This window comes from Xanthomonas bonasiae (genome assembly GCF_017163705.1).
Lineage (GTDB): Bacteria > Pseudomonadota > Gammaproteobacteria > Xanthomonadales > Xanthomonadaceae > Xanthomonas_A > Xanthomonas_A bonasiae.
Map to the genome: position 1 here is coordinate 344,165 of NZ_JAFIWB010000001.1, position 24,486 is coordinate 368,650.

The window sequence follows — 24,486 nt, forward strand, 5'->3', positions numbered from 1 at the left end:
GCGGCCTGTCGCCACTGTGTCATCGATACGTCATCGCGTCTTGTCGCCACGGCTGCGCGAACATGCGGATTTGTGCCGAATCGCGCCCGCCGCTCACAGCGCCAGGCGGATCCCGCCGTAGTACATGCGCCCGATCACGTCGTACACGCCGGCGTGGTAGCCCAGCTCGAAGTTGGCGCCGCCCGCCTCCGCCCCCGGCACCCGCGGCGGCGCGCGATCGAACAGATTGCTGACCCCGCCGAACACTTCCAGCCCCGACTTGAGCCGGTAGTAGCCGGACACGTCGCTGTAGAACACGTTGCCGGTCCACACCTTCTGGTAGTCGGCATCGGTGATCTCGGTGCTGTTGCGCATCTTGGAGAAGTGGCGCAGCGACCAGGTCGCGCCGGCATGCGCATTGGACCAGGTGCCGCGCAGCACGCCCTTCCAGGACGGCGAGCCGAACACGCCGGCGAAGCGGGTGACGTCCTCGGGCTGGTCCGGATCCAGCGTGTAGTCCTGGCGGATCAGGTGCGTGTAGTTCAGGTCGAACGACAGCGCGCCGGCATTCTGGCCCCAACGCTCCGCCAGGTCGTAGCGGTATTGCGCGAAGAAGTCGACGCCGCGGGTCAGGTAGCGCGACAGGTTGAGCTTCTGGGTGACCACGTTGAGCAGGTTGCCGTCGGCGTCGCGGCTGACGAAGGAACAGAACTGGTTGTCCAGGGTCGGCGCGTCCACGCACTTGTTGATGATGGTCTGCGCCGGGAACGAATCGATCGCGCCGCGCAGGTCGATGTTGTAGTAGTCCACCGACAGCGAGAAATCCTTCAGGAAACGCGGACGCAGCACGATGCCGACGGTGCGGGTCTTGGCGGTCTCGTTGGCCAGGTCCAGGTTGCCCTTGGTGATGATGTCGCGATACAGCCAGTAGGTGCTCTTGTCCGACGGATTGAGCTGCGCGCAGTTGGCCGCGGTGTACTGGCTGCGGTCGGTGCGGTAGCGCTGGTTGTAGGTGTTGCACGGATCGGTGATCCACATGCCGCCGATGCTGCTGGCGGTGTACAGCTCGCCGATGTTGGGCGCGCGCACCGCCTTGCCGTAGGTGCCGCGCAGGGTGATGTCCTGGATCGGCGCCCAGTCGATGCCGAACTTGTTGGTGACCGTGCGGCCGGCGGTGTTGTAGTCGGACACGCGCACCGCCGCGTCCACGCCCAGGCGCTGCGCGAACAGCCTGTCGGCCAGCAGCGGCAGATGCAGTTCGCTGTAGAGTTCCTTGACGTCGTACTGCCCGACCAGCGGCAACTGGGTGGTGCCCAGGCTGGCGTCGTAGGCCGGATTGGCCGGATCGTACTGGGCGATCGCGCCGATGTCGTTGCGCTCCTTGCGGTACTCGCCGCCGAACGCGATCTGCGCTTCGCCGCCAGGCAGGTCGAACATGCCGCCGGAGGCATAGGCCGACAGCACCTGCTGGGTCATGGTGGTGGTGGCCCAGTCCGAGGTGTAGCGCAGGTAGCCGATCTCCTGCGCGGTCAGGCGCTTGAACGGGTTCAACGGCACGCAGCCGTTGCCCGGGTCGGTGAGCGTGCTGCGGCAGATCGCGCTGCCGTCGGCGGCGGTGGTGGAATCCACCGCCAGGTAGTAGCGCGTATAGGCCACCGTATCGATGTCGCGGTTGCGCTGCTCGGTGCGGCCGTAGGAGTAGTACGCGCTGTAGTTCCAGGCGCGGCCGCCCAGGCTGAAGTCGCCTTCCAGGCCGACTACGCCCTGCAGCAGCTGGCGCCGGTACTGGCTGCCGCCCTGCCCCAGTTCGTCGTCGAAATGCCGCGCGAAGTAGACCCCGTCGGTGATCGTGCCGCCGTTGGCCGCGCGCATCTCGTCGGTGATGAACGGGCTGTCGGCCGGCACCGCCTCGCTGCCGAACGCGCTCAGCGCGCGCCACGCCGATTGCGAGGTGGTACGCGAATAGCCGACGTTGGCGAAGAAGCGCAGGCTGTCGCTGAAATCGAAATTGAGCGTGGCGCGGCTGGCGAAGCGATCCGACGGCACCGCCAGGTACCACGAGTCGTAGCGGCCGCCGTACTCGCCGCCGTCGGTGAGCAGGCTGCCCAGTGCGGTGGACGGATCGGCCAGGCTCACCGGCACGCTGTTGACGTAGCCGCCCGGGCCGAGCACCGGCGCGCGCAGCTGGCCATCGGCGGTCATCGCATAGTGGCGGCCGCCGAGAATCAGCTGCGCGTCCTCGGCGTTGTTGATGTTGCGGTTGTTGTCGGAGATCCAGTAGCGCTGGTTGCGGTTGTTGCGCGTGTACATCGGGTAGCCGGTGGCGGTCCACGGACGGTCCTGGCCGGACACCGAATCGGGCTCGCGCTCGTAGAAACCATAGACGGTCACGTTGCCGCGGTTGTCGGCGAAATTGTGCCCGAACAGCGCATCGACGCTGTTGCTGCGCATGTCGCCGCGGCTGGAGATGCCATAGCGCGCGCTGGCGTCCAGGCCCTGGAAATCCTTCTTCAGGATGAAATTGGCCACGCCGGTGACCGCGTCGGCGCCATACAGCGCCGACGCGCCGCCGGTGATGACTTCCACCCGTTCGACCAGGCTGGAAGGAATATTGCTCACGTCCACCGCCGAGGTGCCCGGGATCGCCGGCACCTGGCGGCGGCCGTCGACCAGCACCAGGGTGCGTTGGGTCCCCATGCCGCGCAGGTCCAGTGCGTTGATGCCGGGATTGCCGGCCAGGTTGCTGGTCTGGCTGGTCTGGGTCAGGGCCAGGCTCGGCAGCTGATTGACCACATCGGCGATCTCGGTATAGCCGGCCGCGCGGATCTGCTCGGCGCCGATCACGGTCAGCGGCGTGGGGCCGTCCAGCGCGTCATTGCGACGGATGCGCGAACCGGTGACGACCACGCTGTCCAGGGTCTTGGCGTCGGCGGCGCTGTCGCTGCCGTCGGCCGCCGCGGTGGCGCTATCGCGCACGGTGGTCGCCTCCTGCGCCGCCGCCGGCAGCGCGGCGAGCAGCGCCATGCCGATCGCGGCGCACAGCAGCGTGCGCCCGTGTCCGCGTCGATCGCGACAGGCGGAGGCCGGAAATGGGGAAGGCAAACGAACGTCGCGCATGGACTGTCTCTCGGTTGAGCGGCCTGCACGCAAATCCAGGCCGCACGACGCCGTGCTCTCGCTGCGCATGGCAGCGAGAACCCGCATCGATCGATGGAGGCCGTGCATCCCCGCACGGCGCAGAATGCGGTGCGCGTGTCGCGCATCGGAAAAACCGTTGCGCGTCTTCGCGCCCCGGGAAGAACCCGTTGCGCGTCGCTACGCACCGCAACTGCAGAGTTTCACGTCGGCAGGGTCAGCGTCTTGTGGAAAAACGTCGCCTTTGACGTGGAAATTTGTCGATATGTTGCGATGTGTCGCAGCCACCGCCACATGCCGCGCGCCAGCTCACGCGGGCACGCGCGCAACCCTCAGTGCGCGACGGGCGCCGATGCCGCCGCCTGCCGGTTCCAGTCCGGCGTCGGCGCCTGCTGCAGCCAGCGCACGAAGAAGTCCGCCAGGCGGCGCCGGCCATAGTCGCCGCCGGCGCCGTGGTCGCCGCCCGGCACCACCAGCAGATCGAAATCCTTGCCGGCCTTGATCAGCCGATCGGCGACCTGGAAGGTGCTGGCCGGATCGACGTTCTGGTCCATGTCGCCGGTCACCAGCAGCAGATGCCCCTGCAGTCGCGCGGCGTTGTCGACATTGGACGAGGCCGAATACCAAGGCCCGACCGGCCAGCCCATCCATTGCTCGTTCCACCAGATCTTGTCCATGCGGTTGTCGTGGCAGCCGGAATTGGCCACCGCGGCGACGTAGAACTCCGGATGGAACAGCAACGCGCCGAGCGCGCTCTGGCCGCCGGCGGAGGTGCCATAGATGCCCACGCCCTGTTCGATCGCGTACCACGGATACTGCCCCGCCACGGCGCGGTGCCAGGCGATGCGATCGGGGAAACCTGCGTCCTTGAGGTTGCGCCAGGCCACGTCGTGGAACGCGCGCGCGCGGTTGTTGGTGCCCATGCCATCGACCTGCGCCACGGCGAAGCCGAGCCCGGTCAGCGCCGGCACGCGCGCGCTGAAGCCCTTGGGCACGAACGAGCCGTGCGGGCCGGCGTAGATGTTCTCGACCACGCGGTAACGCTGCTGCGGATCGAGCCCCTGCGGGCGATGGATCACGCCCCAGATCTCGGTCTTGCCGTCGCGGCCGGGCGTATGGAACGGCAGCGGCGGCACCCAGCCGGCGGCGCGCAGCCGGGTCAGGTCGGTGCGCTCGACCTGCTGTACCAGCGCGCCATCGTCGCTGCGGCGCAATTCCAGCACCGGGCCCAGGTCCACGCGCGAATACAGGTCGAGCAACCAGCGTCCGTCCGGCGACAGCACGACTTCATGGTCGGCCTGCACCGGCGTCAGCGCAGTCAGCCCGCTGCCGTCCAGACCGATGCGATAGGCGTGACGGTAGTAGGGATCCTCGCCGGGGGTCATGCCCGAAGCGGTGAAATAGATCTGCTGCGCGGTCTCGTCGACGCGCTCGACCTTGCGCACCACCCACTCGCCGCGCGTGACCTGGCGCGGGGCGCCGCCGCTGCGCGTGTCGTACAGGTACAGCTGCTCCCAGCCGTCGCGTTCGGAGGCCCACAGGGTGCGCGCGCCATCGGCGAAATCGTGCCGATAGCGTTTGCCGCCGCCTTCGTGGGTGCCGCTGAGATCGGAATACTCGATGAAGGTCGGCGAGGTTTCCTCGATCAGGGTGCGTGCCTGCGCGCTGCGTCCGTCCGCCTCGATGACCCGGTAGCGCTGGTGGCCGCGTTCGTTGTACTCAAAGGTGAAGCCGCTGCCGTCGCTGCGCCACTGCGGCCAGCTCAGCGCGAACGCATTCGGGAACAGCGTCGCCGGCACCGCCGTTGCCTGCCGCGAGGCCAGGTCGAACAGCACCGGCTGCAACACCGGCAGCGGATCGCCGGGCTTGGCGTAGATCTGCTGGTGCAGCTTGGGCTGCAACTGGTCCGGCGGCGCCGACTCGATGTAGTACACCGTGCGCAGCGGCGCCGGTTTGACCCGGTAGGCGACCAGCCGGGTCGAGTCCGGCGACCAGGCGATGCTGTCCACCGCGTAGTATTCGGCGGCGCTGCCATCGTGGCTGAGCGCGACCGGCGCACCGCCGACGGCTGGCGCGACCACCACGTTGCCGGCCTCGACCCAGGCGCGTCGCTTGCCGTCCGGCGACGCCTGCGCATACGCCGGCCCCTGCTTGAGCGGGATGTTCATGTCGTAGGAATCGGGCGGCAACGCGCCCATCTCGGTGCGCGTGCAACGGTACTGCGGCAGGTCGCACTGCCAGCGCACGCGATAGCTCTCGAACACCAGCCGATGCGCATCCAGCTTCACCTCGTACAGCTGCAACGCCGCCGCATCGACCGGCTTGTCGCTGGCCGCGGACATCGCCGCCGCCAGCCGCGCATGATCGAACGCGGGTTCGTTGCGGCCGTCGGCGACCGCGACCCGGCGGTACTCGATCGCCGGTGCGACACCGCTGCGCGCCAGCGAACGCCGATACAGGAAATGCCCGGCGTCCAACCACACCGGCTGCGACGGCTGGCGGTCGACCAGCGCCTCGTAGCGGCTGCTCAACGCCTGCGCGCGCTGGTAGTCGTCCGCACTCGGCGTTGCCGCCAGCGCGAGTGCCGGCAGCAGCGACAACGCGGCGATGGCGGCGCAGAACGGGCGAGGCGCGTGGCTGCGCGGATCGCGGCGCAGGCGCGCCAGGGAGAGGGGGGTCGAGCGAATGCGTTGCATGGGATACACGGTCTCTTGGCTACCGGCCTGCCTTGGATTCAGGCCAGACGATGCAGCGCCCTCGCCGCCTGCTGCAGCGAGAACCCGCATCGATCATCGGAGGCCGTGCATCCACGCACGGCACGGAACGCGGCGCGCATCGCCGCGCATCGCCAGCCACGATCCTTTCACGCCTTCGTGTGCAGCGTCTTGTGCAAAAGCAGCGCCTTTGACACGGAAATCTGCAGATGCATTGCAAACGGTGGCGGCGGCTGGCGCGTGGCGCGCCCCGTTCCCGCGCCGTCGTGCGCGGTGGTCGGCACACGGCAAGGCGCCGCTTCCGGCCTGGCGCCATCCGCAAACCGAGCCGGTCGCGGCGTTCCGATGCGGTGTTGCCCCGTGCCGGTCATGGCGTGTCGCAGCGCTGCGCATCCACAACGCCGGCCTGGGCCAGGCGCTGCGCGCGCATGGCCCACATTTCCCATTCCTGCACCGCCAGCGCGGCATAGCCGCCGTCGCCGCCGGAGGCGTCGAACACCGCGCGCACGCAGCGCGTGGTCACCGGCGCGAAACGCAGCGTCTGCACCCGGCCCGCGACCGGACTGTTTGCGGCCTGCGCCAACGGCAGCCACTGCCCGTCCTTGCGGTATTCCAGATGCCAGCGCGCCGGCGGCGCCACGCCCTCGTTCGCGCCGGGCGGATGGTCGGCCCAGAACACGATGCGGCTGCGCTGCAGCGTTACCGGTTGCGCCCAGCTGTACTGGATCCACTGCTGCGGCGGATTGTGCGCGGTCCAGCTGCCCCACATCTGCGGCGGCAACGGATTGCGCTTGACCACGCCGTCGTTGAGCGCGGCGATCCAGTACTGGTGCGGGATGTCCGGGCCGTTGGAAGCGCTGGCGGATGCGTAGCGGGCGACGTTGCGCTGCACCGGCTGTGGCGGCTGCGGCGCGCGCGTGGCCAGCACCGGGCGAATGCGTGCCGGCTGTTGCGTGTCGTCCCAGTCCAGCCGGTCGATCGCCACGCTGCGGCGGAAGTGGCCGCCGCCCTTCGCATCGGCGGTGTGATAGACCAGATACCACTGGCCCTTGAATCGCACGATGCCCGAATGCGAGGTGGTGGAGGACACCGGCGGCAGGATCACCCCGCGGTAGGTCCACGGCCCCAGCGGCGACGGCGCGCTGCCGTAGGCGATGCAGGCGTGATACAGCGTCGGGGTGCAATCCGAGTCCGGTCCGGCGCGGTTGCCGGCGTAGGCCATGTAGTAGGTGCCGTTGCGCTTGAACAGCCACGGCGCCTCGAAATAGCCGTCCAGCGTGGTCACCGCCACCGCCGCGCCCTTGGGCGTGACCATGTCGCGTTCCAGCTCGATGCCGAACAGCTTGCCGAAGGTGCCCCAGTACAGGTATACGCGGCCGTCGTCGTCGACCAGCACGGTCGGATCGATGTTCTGGATCGTGTTCCTGACCGGCAGCGACTGCGACAGGATCGGCCCTTGCGGGTGCGCGTCGCGCCACGGCCCCAGCGGGCTGTCGGCGACCGCCACGCCGATCGCGAACGGATCGGCGTTGGGCGAGCGCTTTTCCTCCACCGGCGCGTACAGGTAGTAGCGCCGGTCCGGCCCCTGCACGATCTGCGCGGCATAGGCGCGGCCCGCGGCGGCCCAGGCGAAGACCTGCTCCGGACGCAGCAACGAGGGATAGTGGGTCCAGTTGCCGCTGCCGACATTGTCGGTCGCCAGCATTTGCCAGCGCTGGATCACGAAGTCGTTGACGTCGGGCGGCGCCTCGTCGCGGCCGGCGATGATGTACAGCTTGCCGTCGGCGACCAGCGGCGCCGGATCGGCGGAATAGTCATGGCCGTCGGCCAGGATCGGATTGCCGGCGCTGTGCACGCTGCGCGCGCGCAACGGTGCCGCCTGCGCCGCGGCAACGGCAAGCGCCAGCAGCAGGCAGGCGCCGATACGCGCGGCACGGCGCAGGCTCATGGCACCACCGCCGCATCGACCACGATCTGCAGCCGCACCGGCAACTGCCCGCTGCCGCCGCGCCCCTGCGCGCTGCCGACGATGCTGGACGTGCCCGGCGCCGCATACGCGGCCGGCACCAACGGCGGCCACTGCACCGGCACCCGTTCGCGCGAGCCGTCGTTGTACTGCACGCCGACGAACGCCGGCAGCGCCGGCATCTGCCCGGCACGCACGTGCAGCGGCGGCGGCGCCTGCACCGTGTTGATCTGGCCCGGCGCGGTGGCGCGCACCCAGATGCTGGCGCTGACCGGCAGGCCGCCGTCGGCCAGGCCCTGCAGCTGCACGCGGCCTTCGCTGGCCAGCGCCGCCGCGTCGAGTTGCGGCCAGCGCACGCCCAACCAGTCCCAGCTGCCGTCGGCGAAGTAAGCGGCGATGCGCTGCGGCAGCGCCGGCGTCTCGCCCGGCGCCACCCGCACGTCGATCGGCTCGACCGTGTCGGCGCGCTCGGCGAAGACCTGCCATTCGTCGATACCGACCGCGGCATGGCCGTCGCCCTGTGCCGCGGTGTCCAGCACCGCGCGCAACGCGGTGGTGGTGACCGGTGCGAACGCCACGCGGCTCGCTTCGCCGCGCGCGGCGACCGGATAGCCGCCGCGCACCGCGATGTCGCGCCACTGCTCGCCCTCGCGGTATTGCAGCTTCCACGCGCGCGGCGGCGCCACGCCGCCGTCGGGCTGGTCGTCCCAGAAGTAGACTGCGGCGCCGTTCAAGCGCTGCGGTTGCCGCCATTGGTACTGCACCCACACCGAAGTCGGTTGCGCGCGGCCCCAGCTGCCCCAGCGGCGATCCGCGGACGGCGCTTGATCCGGCGCCGGCAGCAGCCCGTCGTTGAGCGCCTGCAACCGGTGGTGGCCGGCGGTGACCTGCGCGCTGGCCTCGGCGTCGCCCTGCACTTCCAGGCCCTGCCCGACCGGCGTCGGCGCGGCGACCACGGCCACGTCGGCATGGCCTTGCAACGCGCCATCGTCGGCCTGCAAGCGCAGCGTGTAGGCGCCGGGCGCGGTGAAGCGCACGCTGCTGCTGGCCGCCTGCGGCTCTTCGAAGATCGCCGCGCCGCCCGGCGGCGCCTGCAGCACGCGCCACTGCAGCGCCAAGCTGCCATTCGGCAGCGCGTCGTCGCCGACGCGGCCAACGACACGCAGCGCGCCGCCACCGACGCCGTCCTGCTGCCAGGCCTCGACCTGCGGCGCCCGGTTGGACTTGGCCGCCGGCACCCGCGCGCCGCTGGCATAGGCCTGGATTTCCTTGATCCCGGTGCGCAGCGTGCCCGCATGGGTCACCAGCACGCGCAGCCGCTGCACGCGCAGCGCGGGGAAGCGCACGCGGTTGCGATTGCCCTGCGCGATCGGCGCATCGCGCACCTGGCCTGGCACGGTCTTCCAGGCCTGCCCGTCGAAATACTGCAGCACGTACAGCCACGGCGGCGCGTAGCCGGCGCGGGTGCCGGAGGCGAAACCGTGCTGTTCGCCGGGCGGCGAGGAGCTGCGGTAGAAGTACAGGCGCACGTCGTCCAGCGTCTGCGGCCGGCCCAGGTCGAGTTCGATCCAGTCGCTGCGCGACGGCGACCCGGCCGTGCCCCAGAACGGTTCGTTGGCGGTGCTGCCGTCCACTGCCGCGGCGGCCGGGAAGCCGTCGGCGACATAGCTGGCGCTTACCGTCGCACCCTGCGCGAGGTTGCGCGCAGTCGCCGGCAGCGTGGTGTCCACGCCGGCGTCGGCCAGCACCGCGGTGATGCGCGCATCGGCGGCGAAGCGCACCTGCGCCGGTGTCTGCAAGGCGATGGACCTGGAACTGACCACACGCAGCTGCGCGGCGTCCGCATTGACCGCATCCGGCAGCGCCTGCACACGGCCGCTGGCCGGGTCGTAGAGCACATGCGCCAGGCGATCGACGGTGAACGCCAGCTTCCCGTCCAGATACAGGGAATAGCCCTTGGGCACCGCGCCGCCGTAGTGGCGACCGTCGCGGTCCCAGACGATGGACAGGTCGCGATTCCGGTAGCGCACCGCGTCGGCGGCGAAATGGTCCCAGCCGATGTCGATCGGATACAGCTCGATCCTGGCGTCGCTGCGCGGACGCAGGCCCATCGCGTCCTCGATCACGGTGAAGTTGGTCGCGCCGAGCTGGGTGTGGTGGATCCACGAGCGGTAGCCGATGCTGCCGCCGTCGGCGGAGCTGCCCTGCGCCCAGAACTCGTTCTGGTCCGGGTAGCGGTTGTCGCCGTCGATGTAGTGCGCCCAGGCGTTCCAGTACAGCAGCTTGCGGTAGCTGCCCGCGTCCAGGTACGGGCTGGGATAGTCGCGCAGCGCGCTGCCGAGCAGGCGGAAGGCGACGGTGGAGTTGATCACCGAGAAGTTGTTGCTGCCACTGGCGCCGCGTGCCTGCCGGTCGGCCTGGTTGGCGGTGTAGAACGGGAAGATCGGGTATTGCCGCGCGTCGGCGAACAGGCGCAGCGCGCGCACGTATTTCGGGTCGTAGTCGGCATCGCCCTGCCTGGGCATCAGGCCGACGCTGAACGGGTAGTAGTTGTTGGTCTCCTTCCAGTCCACCGGTAGCCGCGCGCCATCGGCCTGGCGCTGCTTGAGCAGGTCGCCGTGCAGGCCCATGCCGTCTGCAGTCGCGCTGTGGTCCTGCCACAGCACGGCGAGCACAGCGCTGCGGATCTTCGCCGCCAGCGCCTGCATGCGCAGCGCGGTGGCCGCATCGCCGGCGAGCTGCGCGGCCTGCGCCGCGGCCAGCGCGTTGGCGTAGACGTAGGCGCTCTCGCTGCGGTCCATGCGGATCTGGCCGTGCTGCCTGGCCCAGTCGAAGGACACCGCGTCGGCGTCGTTGCCGGTCATCGCCGCCCAGTCGTACTCGATCAGGCCATTGCCGTTGCGGTCGTAGGCGCGCAGCAGCGCGTCCACGTCGGCGCTGGCGTAGCGCGCCAGCTGCGCCGCCACCGCCGGCGGCCCGCCGTGCAGCTGGTAGGCGCGCCAGGCGGCGGCGCTGAGGTATTGGGCGTAGGAATTGGACCAGTTCTCCGGCGCGCCGGGATTGTCCACGTACTTGCCGCCGCCGGCGGTCTCGCCGGCGCCCAGCCACGAGCCGTAGGCGTAGCTAGGATCGCGCAGGTACTTCAGGTCGTCGATGAACATGCCGGTGGTCAGCACGATCGCATTGTCGTAGCCGAGCACGCCTTCGATCGCCACCGGGAACTGGTAGTCGTTGCCGGGCACCGCGGCATCGAGAAAATTGAAGCGCAGCAGCCACCAGCGATAGAACAACGTCTTGTCGATGTTGTCCTCGGGCGTGTCCAGGTACGGCAGGTTGTCGGCCCACCAGCGGTTGTAGGCGACGACGTGCTCGGTATAGGCCTGCTGCGGCGATTGCGCCGCGATGCGCCGATACTCCTGCAACGACGCCGGCAGTTCGCGCGTGACCAGCCCGAGCTGCACCTTCAGCGTGGCCGCTTCGCCGCTCGCCGGCAGCGCCACGCGGCGCGCGATGGAACCGCCCTCGACCGCGAAGCCGTCGCCGGACAGGCGCGGGAATACCGTGGTGATCGCATTGTGGGTGGCGAATGCGCCGGTGAGCTCGGCGCCGTCGGCATGCGTGGCCATCGGCGAGATCGCGCGCAGGGTCAGCGTGCGCGCCACGCCGTCGCTGCTGGACAGCGTGGCCTCGGCCACGGCCACGTTCTGCTCGCTGATGAACTTGACCAGTCGCAGCTGCACGCTGGCGCCCGCATCGGCATAGACGCTGCTGAAATAGCTCGGTGTCTGCCGCCGCTGCGCGCTGTCCTCGACCAGGTGCAGCCGCTTGCCGTCGATCTCCGCCTGCAGCCGGAACAGCGCATCGTGGCCGGTCTTGTGCGCATAGGCGACATCGCCGACGAAACCCGGCTGCTGCGGCTGGTGGGTGTACATGTACGCGGCGCGGCCGCGGCTGAACAGCCAGTTGTTGTCGTCGTCGAAGCCGCCGCCGGTGCCGCTGCGCGCGAGCATGCGGTCGATCCAGAAATCCCTGCCCGGCGCATTGCCGGCGCCGGCCGCCAGATCGGCGGCGAACACCCGCTGCAGCTGCCCGCCCGGCGCGAAGGCCACGCCGCTGTCCGGAATCGGCGTCGGCGTGCCCTTGAAGCGCGGATAGCCCAGCGCGGCGTTGCTGGCCTGCAACGCTTCGCCATCCGCCGCGGCGACGGCGCTGGCCGCCACCGCGCCGCACGCCGCGCCCAGCAGCACCGCGCGCAACGCGGCGGCGGCGCGCGGCCGCCGCCATGCCGCGGCCACACCGCCTGCCGGCAACCTCAAAACTCGGTCCTGAGCCGGGCCCAGAAGTAGCGTCCCAGCGTGTCGTAGGTGAACGCGTCGGTATTGGCCGCGCTCGCATAGCCGTAGTACTGCGGCGGCTTGCGGTTGCCGACGTTGTTGGCGCCGGCCGAGAGCGTGGTGTGCAGGCTCTCGAATTTCCGGCTCAGCGAGACGTCGTGGTAGGTCACCGTGCCGACCTTGAAGTAGACGCAGCTGCCGTCGGCGGCGGTGTTCACGCAGAAGTCCTCGTAGGCGCTGCCGACCGTGGTCGGGCCGAGCAGGCGCGTGTTCCAGCTGGCGTGCCACGGCCCGTTGTCCCAGCCCAGGTTGAAGCTGGCGCGCCAGCGCGGCATGTTGCCGTAGCTGGACATCTCGCCGACGTAGTTGTGGTCGTCGCCGCTGAATTTGTAGCTGGACAGGAACGTGGCATCCACGCCGGCCTGGAAGTTGCCCCAGGCGGTGTCGCGCAACGCGTACTTGATGCCGATGTCGTAGCCGCGGATATCGACCTTGCCGCTGTTGATCGCGAACGGCACGGTGACGCTGACCAGTTGCCCGCTGGCGTTGCGCTGGATCAACGGACAGTAGGCGCTCTGGCCGTCGTAGCAGTTCTGCAGCACCTGATCCAGGCCGACGCCGTTGATCATGTCGTCGAGGGTGACCCGCCAGCTGTCCAGGTTCAGCGACAGGCCGTCCGCCCAGCCCGGATCGTAGACCGCGCCGACGTTGTAGGAGCGGCCCTGCTCGGGCTTGATCGCGAAGCCGGCATTGGCCGAGCCGGTGGTCAGCACGGTGAACGAGGACGTGTTGACGAAGCTGCCGTTGGTCGGCACGTTGGCGCAGGCCGCGGCGTTGCCGCCGCCGGTGTAGCCGTTGCACGGATCGGTATAGTCGCCGGTGCTGTCCACCACCGAGTTGTACGGCGAGCCGTACAGGTCGCCCAGCGCCGGCGCGCGGAACACCTCCGAGCCGGTGGCGCGGATCAGCAGGTTGTCGATCGGCCGCCATTCCAGCGCGACCTTGCTGTTGGTGGTGTTGCCCCAGTAGTCGTACTTGGAATAGCGCGTGCCCAGGTTGAGGTTCAGCGCCTGCGCGCCGGGCACGTCCTTGAGCAGCGGGATCAGCACCTCGGCGTAGGCTTCCTTGATCGTCTCCTCGTGGCCCTGGTTCATGATGCAGCCGTCGTTGTAGTCGCAGTTGCCTTCGGCATCGGCGGCGGCGACCGGATTGCTGGTGCCCTGCGAGAACCCGTTCTTGCGGAACGACAGCCCGAACGCGGCCTGCACCATCCCCGCCGGCATCGCGAACAGGTCGCCGTTGACGCTGGCCTCGGCGAACTTCATCGTGCTCTCGTCGATCAGGTCGACCGCGCTCTGGGTGGCCTTGATCCCGGCGATGGTCGCCGGATCGTCCGGATTGAACACGTTGATCGGGGTACAGCCGGAGATCACGTTGCCCGGCGTGCCGCACTTGACCACGCCGTCGCTGTCCAGGAACGAGGCGCCGACCGCGTTGTTCAGCGCCGAGGTGATCGAGAAGCCGTTGCGCACGAGGGTGTCCTTGTAGCGCGCATAGCCGGCCGCCGCGTCCCACTGCCAGCTGGTGTCGGCGAACTTGCCGCGCAGCCCGGCCACGATGTTGGTCTGGTACATGGTCGAGGTGTAGACGCGGGTGTTGGCCGCCTCCGAGCGCAGCAGGTAGCGCGACAGCTGGCTGCCGAACGGGTTGTAGTAGTTCTGCGAGGCGTTGGGCAGCTCCAGGCCATAGGCGGTCAGCTGCGAGGTGGTCTCGCTGCGGGTCCAGAACATGTCCAGGTAGCCCTGCACGTTCGGGGTGAAGTCGAAGCTGGCGTGGGCGGAGAAGTTGGTGCGCTGCACCGGGGTGATCAGGTACTGGCCGTAATAGGAGTTATAGCCTTCGACCGCCTGGCTATAGGTGTGGAAGTCGCTGGCATCGACCGCACCTGGCGCCAGTCCGCTGTTCGGGGTCAGCACGCTGCCGTCGCTGAGGAAGGCGCGGGTGCCGTTGCCGCGGCGCTCCACCACCTGGCCGTTGAGATAGTTCACCGCAGTCTTGGCATAGCTGCGGTCCTCGTCGTACAGCGCGTTCATCGAGCTGCGGCTCAGGCCCAGGATCAGCCCGCCGCGCTCCCAGGTCTTGCCCCACTCCACGCCCACCGAACGGCGGTTGCCGTCGCCGTGCGTGCTCTGGCCGTAGTCGACGGTCGCCGCGGCGCCGTCGTACTTGTCCTTGAGGATGATGTTGACCACGCCGGCGATGGCGTCGGAGCCGTACACCGAGGACGCGCCGTCGGTCAGCACCTCGATGCGCTCCACCATCGCCGCCGGGATCGCGTTGATGTCCACGCCGGGCGCGGCGGACACGCTGCTGGCCGGCCCGGCCATGCGGTGGCCGTTGACCAGCACCAGGGTGCGCTCGGCGCCGAGGTTGCGCAGCGAGACCAGCGCGCGGCCGTGGCTGAAACCGGAATTGAGCGAGATGTTGGGCATGTTGCCGGCCATCGCCGGCAGCTGCTGCAGCAGCTGGCCGAGCGTGTCCTGGCCGCTGTCCTCGATCCGCTGCCGGTCGATGGTGATCACCGGGCTGGCGGTTTCCGCATCGACGCGGCGGATATGGCTGCCGGTCACCGTGACCTTTTCCAGCGTGGTGGCGGCCGCGTTGTCGGCCGTGGCGTCCTGCGCCAGTGCGGCCGGCGCGGTCGCGGCCAGCGCCAGTGCGGTGCAGATCGCCGCTGCCAGCGGGCCCGGCCGCTGCGCGCGGCGCCACGAAGACGGGAAAAGCGGCGCAGCGCGTTCAGACAAAGACGACATCGGGATTCTCCTGGGCGGCGACGCATGGCGATCGGCAGGGCCGGCATGCCCTTCCCCGGGCTGCCATCCCCATCGCCAGCGGTCGTTGGCGGGACGGAACAGGGCGTCGTGTGCAAGGCGCGGCGGCAGCGCGAGCTGCCGCCGTCGCCGCTGCGTGCGGCGCTGCATCGTGCAGGAATCTCCCCCGGAGACTTCATTGCACGGACACAATGTGCGCGTACCGTGATGGCGTCGTCTTGTCGTATTTATCGGTTAAACGTGCGGAATATCGCATTGCGCGACGCGCAACGGGACATTTCCGACTTTTTCGCCACTCAGCCGTAGGCGGCCGAAATCGTCATTTCCCGCGCCGCGCCGGCGGGCACCTGCACGCGCTCGTTGCGCGGCCCGGACAGCGCCACCGCGCGGCCGTCGATCAGCACCTCGCGCACCTGCGTGCCGGCCGGCACGCGCAGGGTCAGCCAGGTGCGTGTCGGTGCCTGCGCAGGCAACCTCAGCGTGCCGTCGATGCGCTTGCGCGCCGGATCGCCGCGCAGGCTCAACGACACCGCGCCCCAGCGGGTCGGTGCGGCCTGGATCGCGATCGGCTCGCCGCTGCCCAGCCACGCGCGCGGCAGCGCGCGCGCCAGGAACAGTTCCTCGCCGGCGCTGTCCTCGAACACCAGCATCCAGCGCAGCAGCAGCGGGATGGTCATCTGCGCCGGGATGCAGAACAGCGGCATGCCGCCGGTGATGCCGCTGACCTCGCCCGCGGTCCAGCTGCCGCGCGTGTGCACGTGGTAGCGGTGCGCGTACAGGAACAGCAGGTATTCCTCGATCCGGTCCAGGCGCAACAGCTGCTGCGCGTAGCCGTAGGAGATGAAGCCGAGCAGGTCGCGCCCTTCCGGGGTGGGCGGGGCGATGTTGCCGACCACGCCCAGGCTGGTGCCGCCGTGGCCGCGCACGCAATCGACGACCAGGTGCGCGAGCTCGTCGGGCAGCACGTCGGCCTGCAGCAGTTCGGCGTAGGCGCGGTGCGGCCAGCCCTGCTCGCTGGGGCTCTCCTGCTGCAGCGACTGGCGGAAGGTCAGCTTCACTCCCGGCAGCGGGCCGATGTAGGCCGGCTTGAGGTCGCGGCGGATATTGGCGCGCAGGGTCGTGTGCAGCTGCGCGGTCAGTTGTTGCGCGCGCCGCCGCCACTGCGCCGCGGCGGCCTGCGCGCCCGGCCCGGCGATCGTGGTCCACACCGCGGCGATGTCCTGCCAACCGCGGATCGCCAGCGCGCTGTTGGCGTAGTACGGCTTCCACCACAGGGTCGGGTCCGGGAACAGGCAGGCGTCGGATTCGTTCCAGCCATGGATCAGGCCGTGCCCGGGCGCCTTGGCCGGCAGCTTCAGGCTGGCGTCGTGCAGTTCCAGCAGGATCTGCACCGTCGCTTCGATCTTGCCGCGGTGCTTGCGCAGCAGCGCCGCATCGCCGGTGTAGCGCAGGTAGCGCGCCAGCAGCGACAGGGTCAGGCCGAACTGGCCGGTCTCCGCGCCGCGCATGTTGACCATGCCGTCGTCCTGCACGAAGTCGCTGAAGTAGCCGTCCAGCACCGCGCCGGCCTGGGCGAAGCGGCCCCATTCCAGATTCGCGTACAGCGAGCTGGTGAAGGTGTCCTGGAAGCCGTCGTATTCGTTGCCGTAGTAGTCGCGATCGACCGCGCCGTACTTCGGATAGGTGCCGCCGGGGCGCACCACCAGTTCGCGGGCGAAGGCGAAGCGCGCCATGTCGCTCCAGCTGGCATCGGGCAGTTGCGCCTGCACGGTGTCGGCGAGCAGGCCCTGCCAGTAGCCGGCGAAGGCGAGCAGGCCGCGGTAGAAGTCCTCGGCGCTGCGCGGACCGCGCCGCGGCGGATAGTCGGGATAGCTGTAGCCGTACACCACCTTGGTCACCTGGCCGTGCTCGACCAGCGCGCTGCGGTGCCAGGTCTGCACGATGAAGCGATCGGTGGCGAGCACGTCGGCGAACAGCAGCACATCGTAGTAGCGGCCCTCGCCGGCCGGCACCACCTTGCGCACCGCCGGCATCCAGCCGCCGATCAGGCCTTCGTGGCGGCGTGCGACCAGTTCGGCCTTGCCCAGTTCGGGAAAGGCGTGCAGCGCGCGATAGGCGCGGGTGCGGCCGTCCGGATACACGGGCATGGTGTCGGCGCATTCGCGGGTGCCGACGAAGGTGGTCCACGGCAGGCGCCCGTTGTAGTCCTTGGGATCCAGTTGCGAGGCCGGCGGCGGCGCCGCGTCGCGCACTTCGTCCATGCGCGGATCGCCGTCGCGCAGCAGGCGGTCGGCGAGCAGGTCGGCTTCGGCCAGCGCCACGTCGGCCAGCTTCATGCCGAAATACGGCGCCTGCGCGCTGGGGTAGACCGCTTCGGTGCGCTTGCCCAGCACCAGCGCGCCGCCGGGGCCGAGCAGGGTCAGGTCGCCATCGGCGCTGCGCAGGTCTTCGTACACCTGCCACTGCGCGCCGGCCTCGGTGAAGCGGCATTGCAGGGTGTGGCCGGCGAGCGCATCGGCGGCCAGCGGCTGCAGGCGTGGCAGGGCCGGTGCTGGCGCCGCGGCGGGCGCTGCATTCGCGGGCGCGGCGATGCCGCCGGCGAGCGCTTCGACACCGGCCACCGCGCCGACCGCCAGCCCCTGACGCAGGAAATCTCTCCGATCCATGTACCGTCCCCCGATGAGCAATAGCGCATCATCGTGCGCCGCAGGTGCGGCGACGTCTTGTGCGCTGTGTCGAGGATCGGTGCGGAAAATTGCATAGCGCTGGGTGGGGTGCAGGAGCTGCGCTGGGCTTTGTGCTTGCTCTGGTGGGTTGCACAGGAGCAGGGGCACGAGGCTGCGCACGTCCCCTCATCCGCCCCTGCGGGGCACCTTCTTCCGAAGGGAGAAGGAACAGCCGACTAGCCCCTCTCCCGCCGGGAGAGGGGTTGGGGTGAGGGCCCGGCGCGCAGCGTCTCGCGGAGTTGGGTGCACGAGGCTGCGCACGTACCCTCATCCGCCCCTGCGGGGCACCTTCTCCCGATGGGAGAAGGAACGGCCGCTAGCCCCTCTCCCACCGGGAGAGGGGTTGGGGTGAGGGTCCGGCGGGCAGCGTCTCGCGGAGTTGGGTGCGCGAGACTGCGCACGTACCCTCATCCGCCCCTGCGGGGCACCTTCCCCCGAAAAGGGGGCCATGGTCCCGGTGGGAGAAGGAACGGCCGCTAGCCCCTCTCCCACCGGGAGAGGGGTTGGGGTGAGGGTCCGGCGCGCAGCGTCTCGCGGAGTTGGGTACACGAGGCGACGCTCGTCCCCTCATCCGCCCCCGCGGGGCACCTTCCCCAAAGAAGGGAGCCATGGTCCCGCAGCGAGAAGGAGAGCGGTGCAACCTCAGGCCAGGATGTCGAGGAGGCTGCCGATGGTGTCGTCGGCCGCGCGCAGCACCCGCGCATTGGCCTGGAAATCGTTGCGTGCGGACAGCCCGCCGACCATGTCGTCGACCAGGTCGCTGCCCTCGCCGCCCGCCGCCCGGACCTGGACGCTCACGCCGCCGCCGGGTGCTTCCTGGTTGGCCGTCACCTGGCGCTGGAAACCTTCGGTGGCGGCGTTGGCGACATTGTTCGCGCGCGCCTGCAGGCCGGAGGCGGCGGCGCGCATGCCGGACAGGGCGATCGAGGACACCGAGGCGATGGAACTCATGCGCGTTTGCTCGTCGGGCGGCCGGGTTGCGGCCGCAAGGTCAGTAGGTTCCCACGGTCACCCGCAGCACGTAGGGATCGGCACGCCGGAAGTTGAGCCCGTAGTCGGTCTCGTCGCCGTTCAACAGGCGCACGAACCGCCACTGCCCATCGACGTAGCGGCCCTGCTCCACGCGCAGCAGTTGCCCGTACTTGCCATCGGCACGGTCGCGCACAAATTCAACGCGGGAATTGAAACCTGTGACCAGGAACACGTTCGGCTGCAGTTCCTGCACCAGCGCGCGGCCATCGTGCTGCGGCGTACCGGGCAGGATCGCCGGCGCCTCGCCCCAGCCCGGCGCGCCGAACGACACCTGCGCCTGCCACGGCCCGAAGCGCAGGCTCTGTTTCGGCACCCCGGCCTTCTCCACCGCCGCCTGCAAGGTGCCGGCGAACGCGCCGGCGGCCAGTTCGCGCTGCAATGGCGCGAGCAGGCCGAAGCCGGCCGCATGCGCGGCGATCGCGGCCTGGTTCTCAGGCGTGTCCTCGTTGCCGTCGATGCCGAACACCGAAAAGCCGATGCCGCCGCGGCCGAGCACGTGGAAGTGGTACGGCGCGGTCGCCGCCTCGAAGCCGGTCTCCGAGACCCAGGCCGGGTTGTCGGCGCGCGCGTACTGGCCGACCACCTTGGTGTATTCGTCGTAGTCGCTGGTGTAGATGTCGGTGCCGATGAAGTCGATCGCCGGCGTGGCCAGGCGCCACAGGTCGAACACGTTCCAGGTGGCGCCGCCGGCCGGATATTCCTCGCCCGGCTTGGTGCGGCCCTTGTAGCGCAGCCAGGTATTCACGTACAGCGGCAGCGGATACGCGGCCTTGCCGGCGGCGGCGACCTGCTGGATGTAGCTGGCGTTGCTCCAGGCGCTGAACATTTCCTCGGCGTCGCGGCCGAACACCTGGGTCCAGGTGCCGGCCGGCTTGCCCAGCCGCTGCAGCACTTCCGCCGGCACCGCGGCATCGAACGCGCGCTCGCCGGCGGCGCCGTGGTCGCGCACGGTGCCGATCGCGCCGGGTTCGTTCTGCACCTGCACCGCGATCACCGTGTAGCGGCCGGCGTCGATCTTGCGCAGGTGCTGCATAAGCGCGGCGAAGGCGCGCGCGTCGGCCTGCACATTGGCCGGCGCATGCGGCGACAGCACATCCACCGGCTCGCCCTTGGCGTCGCGCATGCGCGGATACGTGGCCGGATCGCGCTTGATCCATTCCGGCACGTAGTGCATCTGCCCGTTCTTCCAGGTGCCGAACCACAGCACGATCAGACGCAGCCCGCGCGCGCGGCTCTGCTCGACCAGCGCATCGACGTTGCGGTAGTCGTAGCGGCCCGGCTCAGGCTCGAACTGTTCCCAGTACACCGGCGCTTCGACCGTATTGGCATGCAGCGCCTGCACCGCGTCCAGCGCCTGCGGCAACACCTGCGGCCAGGCGCTGGAGTTGTGCAACTGCGCGGCCATGATGCTGTACGGCGCGCCGTCGACGAACAGCGCGTGGTGGCCGTCGCGGCTGACGTAGCGCGGCATGTCTTCGGCGTGGGCGAGCAGCGGCAGCAGCATGGCCAGCATGGCGTAGCGGACGACTGACGACGCTTTGTGTAGGAGCGGCGTCAGCCGCGACACCGGGGCCGAACGGATTCTGGCTTCGGAAATATCGGTCGCGGCGGAAGCCGCTCCTACAGGGAAGTGCGGATGGCGGTCGGTCATTGCGCGTCTCCCCTGGAAATGGCATTCCAGCGCGGCGTCTGCGCGCCCAGCAGATGGTGCACGAAGAAGTCGTACTGGCGCCGCTGCACGTAGTCGATCGGACCAGTGGAGCGGCCGACCGAATGTTCGCCGCCGGGCACGTTCAACAGGTCGAAATCCTTGCCGGCCTTGATCAGCGCATCCACCACCTGCGCGGTCGAGGCTGGATCGACGTTGCTGTCCTGCTCGCCAACGATCATCAGCAATTCGCCGCGCAGCTTGCCCGCGTTGTCCACGCCGGAGGCGGCGGCATAGCTGGCGTCCACCGGCCAGCCCATCCACTGCTCGTTCCAGCTGATCTTGTCCATGCGGTTGTCGTAGCAGCCGGCGAACGCCACGCCCACCTTGTAGAAGTCCGGATGCCGTTCCAGCGCGCCCAGCGTGCTCTGCCCGCCGGCCGAGGCGCCGTAGATACCGACCCGGCTGATGTCGTAGGACGGATCCTTGGCCGCCAGCGCCTTGTGCCAGGCGATGCGGTCGGGGAACCCGGAATCGCCGAGGTTCTTCCAGGCCACGTCGTGGAACGCCTTGGAACGGTTGGCGGTGCCCATGCCGTCGATCATCACCACGATGAAGCCCAGGTCGGCCTGCGCCTGCATGCCGATCTGCTTGTCGCCGCCGGAGTGGTAGCCGAACGGCCAGAAGGTCTTGGGCACGAAGCTGTCGTGCGGGCCGGCGTAGATGTTCTCGATCACCGGGTATGTCTTGCGCGGATCGTAGTCGCGCGGGCGCACCACCATGCCCCAGATGTCGGTGCGGCCGTCGCGGCCCTTGGCCACGAAGGTCTGCGGCGCGCGCCAGCCGGCGGCCTGCAGCTTGCCGATGTCGCCGCGCTCCACCACCTGCAGCAGCGTGCCATCTATGGCGTGCAGCTCCATCACCGGCGGCAGGTCCGGGCGCGAATAGGTGTCCACGTAGTGGCGGCCGTCGTCGGCGATGGCCACGTCGTGGTCGGCGTCGGCAGTGGTCAGCCGGGTCAGGTGGCGGCCGTCGAAATCGACCGCGAACAGCTGCCGGTAGTACGGGTCCTTGCCCGCATCCATGCCGCTGGCGGAGAACCAGATGCGGCGCTGCGCGTCGTCCACGCGCAGCACGTCGCGCACGATCCAGGCGCCCTTGGTGATCTGCGTCTTGACCTTGCCGGTTTCGCCATCGAACAGATAGAGATGACGCCAGCCGTCGCGTTCGGAGATCCACAGGATCTCCTTGCCGAGCCCGTCCACGTCGTGACGGTAGCTGCGATCGGCGTAGACGAAGGTCGTGGCGTCCTCGCCCACCGCCACGCGCGCGCGGCCGCTGGCCGCGTCCACCGCGATCGCGCGCATGCGCTGGAAACCGCGCTGCACGTAGTCGAACACGAAGCTGCGGCCGTCGGTGCGCCACTGGATCGGCGACAGTTGGTACGGATTGGCGAACAGCGCATCGTCGATGGCGAGGCGCCGCGCGCCGGCGCCTGCGGACACGCCGGCGAGATCGAACAGCACCGGCCGCTCGATATCCACCGCGTCGCCGGGCTTGGGATACAGCTGGGTGCGCACGCGCGGCTGGCCGCCGCCGGGCGGCGCCGCCTCCACTCGCGTCACCCGCCTCGCGAAACCAGGATGCACCTTGTACACCGCAAGCCGCTGCGAATCCGGCGACCAGGCCAGCGTTTCCGGATCGTAGAAATCGTCGGCGCGGCCGTCCTCGCTCAAGCGCAGCACGTGGCCGTCGGCGACGCTGCGCAGCACCACATCGTGGCCGTCGGCCAACGCGTCCCAGCGCCCGTCTGGCGAACGCCGCGGCGTGTTGTCCGCGGCCACCGCCGGATCGCGGACCACGCCGAAGCCGCGCGGCCGCGGCTGCGGACCGGTATCGGCGCGCGCGCAGACATAGTCGGCGAGCGTGCAGCGCCACGGCACGTAGTCGATCTGGAACACGATCGCGGCGTTGTCGCGGCCGGCATCGGCCGCATAACTGAAGCGCTCGAACGGCAACCGCAGCGCCGGGTACTCGGTCCCGGCCGCGACGCTGAGCCCGCGCGCCAGCCGCAGCGCATCGAACGCCGGCTGCTTGCGCTGGCCGGCCACGTCCTCGAGCACGAAGGCGAAGCCGCCGGGCACCGTCTTGCGGTAATAGAACGTGCCGTCGTCGCGCCATTGCGCCGGCCAGGTCACGTTTTCGGTCAGCGTCATCCACGCCTCGCGCAGGCCGAGCGAGCGCTGGTAGTCGGCGGCGCTGGGCGCGGCCTGGGCGTGGCCGGCGAAAGACACCGCAGCCAGCACGATCGATGCAGCGAATCTGTTCATTGCGTTCCGATATCCCCTGAATTCCATGCCCTTCTGTAGGAGCGGCTTCAGCCGCGACAGGATGCTGCAGAGCCCCTGTCGCGGCTGAAGCCGCTCCTACAAAAAGCGAGCAACCTATTCGCCGTCGTCCTCTTCCAGCGCCAGCTCGTCGCTGCGCAACCCGGTGCGCGCGCCCCAGTGGTAGCAGCCGAACGCGATCACCGCCACGCTCAGCGTGTCCCAGGGATGCGCGATCTGGCCGGTGCCGCCGAAGGTGCCCAGGTAGGACACCAGCAGCACCAGCACGAAGAACCCGATCAGCCACAACGCGCCGCGCACCTGCCGCCACAGCTGCGCGCGCCCGGCCGCGCTGGGCAGCCGATACAGCACGTACAGCGCGAACATCGCGACCTGCAGGCCGAGCAGCCACGACAGCGTGTTCCAGGTGGACCAGTAGACGATCAGCGCGGCGACGATGAACGACAGCGGCCCGAGCACGGCGAAGCCGCGCAACAGGAACGGCCGCGGCAGTTGCGGCGCGCTGCGGCGCAGCGCGGCCACGGTCACCGGCGCCACCGCATAGCTCAGCACCAGCGCCGCCGACACCACCTGGATCAGCGTCTCCCACGACGGGAACGGCAGGGTCCAGAACACCGACAGCGCCAGGCTCAGCCACAGCGCCGGACGCGGGATGCCGGACTTGGCGTCGACCCGGGTCAGCACCGACAGGAAGCCGCCGCTGCGCGCCCAGCCGTAGACCACGCGCGGCGTGGCGTTCATGTAGATGTTGCCGGTGCCGCTGGGCGAGATCATCGCATCGCAGATCACCAGCGCCGCCAGCCAGCCCATGCCCAGGGCCAGCGCGATGTCGTGGTACGGCAGCGCGAACGCCTTGTCGATGCCGCCCCAGCCCTGCGCCAGGTACGTCGACGGCACGCTGCCCAGGAACGCCAGCTGCAGCAGCACGTAGATCACCGTGGACAGCGCCACCGACAGGATCAGCGCGATCGGGATGTTGCGCTGCGGATCGCGCACCTCGCTGGCCACCGACACGATCGGGGTCAAGCCGAGGTAGGCGAAGATGATGCCGCCGGCCGAGATCGCCGCCTCCACGCCGGCCGCGCCGGATGGCGCGAAGCCCTGCACGTGCAGGTTCTGCGGATTGAAGTGGGCCATCAGCAGCACGATCACCAGCACCGGCACCAGGAACTTGAACACGCTGACGATGTTGTTGGCGGTGGCGAAGGTCTTGACGCTGAAGTAGTTGAGCAGGAAGAACGCCACCAGCAGCGCCAACTGCAGCAGCCAACCCGCCACGCTGGGATGGGTGCTGCCGGCCTGGTTCAACGACGGGAACCAGGCCGCGGCGTACTGGCGTGCGGCTTCGACCTCGATCGCGATCAGGCTGGAAAACGCGATCAGGGTGATGAAGCCCATCAGCCAGCCGAGCAGCGCGCCGTGCGAGTACTCCGGGTAGCGCACCACGCCGCCGGCGCGCGGCAGCGCCGCGCCCAGTTCGCAATACACCAGGCCCAGCAGCAGCACCGCCACGCCGCCGGCGATCCACGACACGATGCCGGCCGGGCCGGCGATGGCCGACACATGGCTGGCCGAGAACAGCCAACCGGAGCCGAAGATCGAACCGAGCCCGATGAAGGTCAGGTCGGTCAGGCTCAGACGCTTGTGGAACTTGCCTTGTGTGGTCATGGTGCCCCCGCTGGAAAGGTTGTAACCGATTCCTAACTACCTGCAGTTGTCCCTTCTCCCCTCGGGAGAAGGTGCCCCGAAGGGGCGGATGAGGGTACGGCCGAA

10 protein-coding genes are annotated in these 24,486 nt (G+C 69.5%); all 10 read right to left on the reverse strand.

Features of this window, described 5'->3' with window-relative positions; genetic code table 11:
• Positions 1–93 precede the first annotated feature (93 nt).
• Positions 94–3,003, reverse strand: a complete 2,910-nt coding sequence (locus JR064_RS01445; RefSeq protein WP_241092792.1) for a TonB-dependent receptor plug domain-containing protein — start codon at positions 3,001–3,003, stop codon at positions 94–96.
• 443 nt (positions 3,004–3,446) lie between these two features.
• Positions 3,447–5,810: a S9 family peptidase gene (locus tag JR064_RS01450; protein ID WP_241092793.1), complete on the reverse strand. Its 2,364-nt coding sequence runs from the start codon at positions 5,808–5,810 to the stop codon at positions 3,447–3,449.
• A gap of 385 nt (positions 5,811–6,195) precedes the next feature.
• On the reverse strand, positions 6,196–7,776 hold the full coding sequence (locus JR064_RS01455; RefSeq protein ID WP_206228568.1) for a family 43 glycosylhydrolase: 1,581 nt from the start codon (positions 7,774–7,776) through the stop codon (positions 6,196–6,198).
• Positions 7,773–12,110 carry an Ig-like domain-containing protein gene (locus JR064_RS01460; RefSeq protein ID WP_206228569.1) on the reverse strand — a complete coding sequence of 1,446 codons (4,338 nt, stop codon included), beginning with the start codon at positions 12,108–12,110 and terminating at the stop codon, positions 7,773–7,775. Before JR064_RS01460 ends, JR064_RS01455 begins: the two co-directional genes overlap by 4 nt.
• Positions 12,107–14,941 carry a TonB-dependent receptor domain-containing protein gene (locus JR064_RS01465; protein WP_179563891.1) on the reverse strand — a complete coding sequence of 945 codons (2,835 nt, stop codon included), beginning with the start codon at positions 14,939–14,941 and terminating at the stop codon, positions 12,107–12,109. The genes JR064_RS01460 and JR064_RS01465 overlap by 4 nt, the downstream gene beginning before the upstream one ends.
• Before the next feature lie 314 nt (positions 14,942–15,255).
• Entirely contained in the window at positions 15,256–17,625 is a 2,370-nt protein-coding gene (locus JR064_RS01470; protein WP_206228570.1) for a glucosidase family protein, read from the reverse strand.
• Between the two features lie 702 nt (positions 17,626–18,327).
• Positions 18,328–18,636 carry a flagellar basal body rod C-terminal domain-containing protein gene (locus tag JR064_RS01475; RefSeq protein WP_191824678.1) on the reverse strand — a complete coding sequence of 103 codons (309 nt, stop codon included), beginning with the start codon at positions 18,634–18,636 and terminating at the stop codon, positions 18,328–18,330.
• Between the two features lie 40 nt (positions 18,637–18,676).
• A complete protein-coding gene (locus JR064_RS01480) occupies positions 18,677–20,230 on the reverse strand; it encodes a DUF5597 domain-containing protein (protein WP_241092794.1) in 1,554 nt (517 codons plus the stop codon).
• A gap of 134 nt (positions 20,231–20,364) precedes the next feature.
• On the reverse strand, positions 20,365–22,695 hold the full coding sequence (locus JR064_RS01485) for a S9 family peptidase (protein ID WP_206228572.1): 2,331 nt from the start codon (positions 22,693–22,695) through the stop codon (positions 20,365–20,367).
• A gap of 114 nt (positions 22,696–22,809) precedes the next feature.
• Positions 22,810–24,381, reverse strand: a complete 1,572-nt coding sequence (locus JR064_RS01490; RefSeq protein ID WP_179563886.1) for an APC family permease — start codon at positions 24,379–24,381, stop codon at positions 22,810–22,812.
• Between the last annotated feature and the right edge of the window lie 105 nt (positions 24,382–24,486).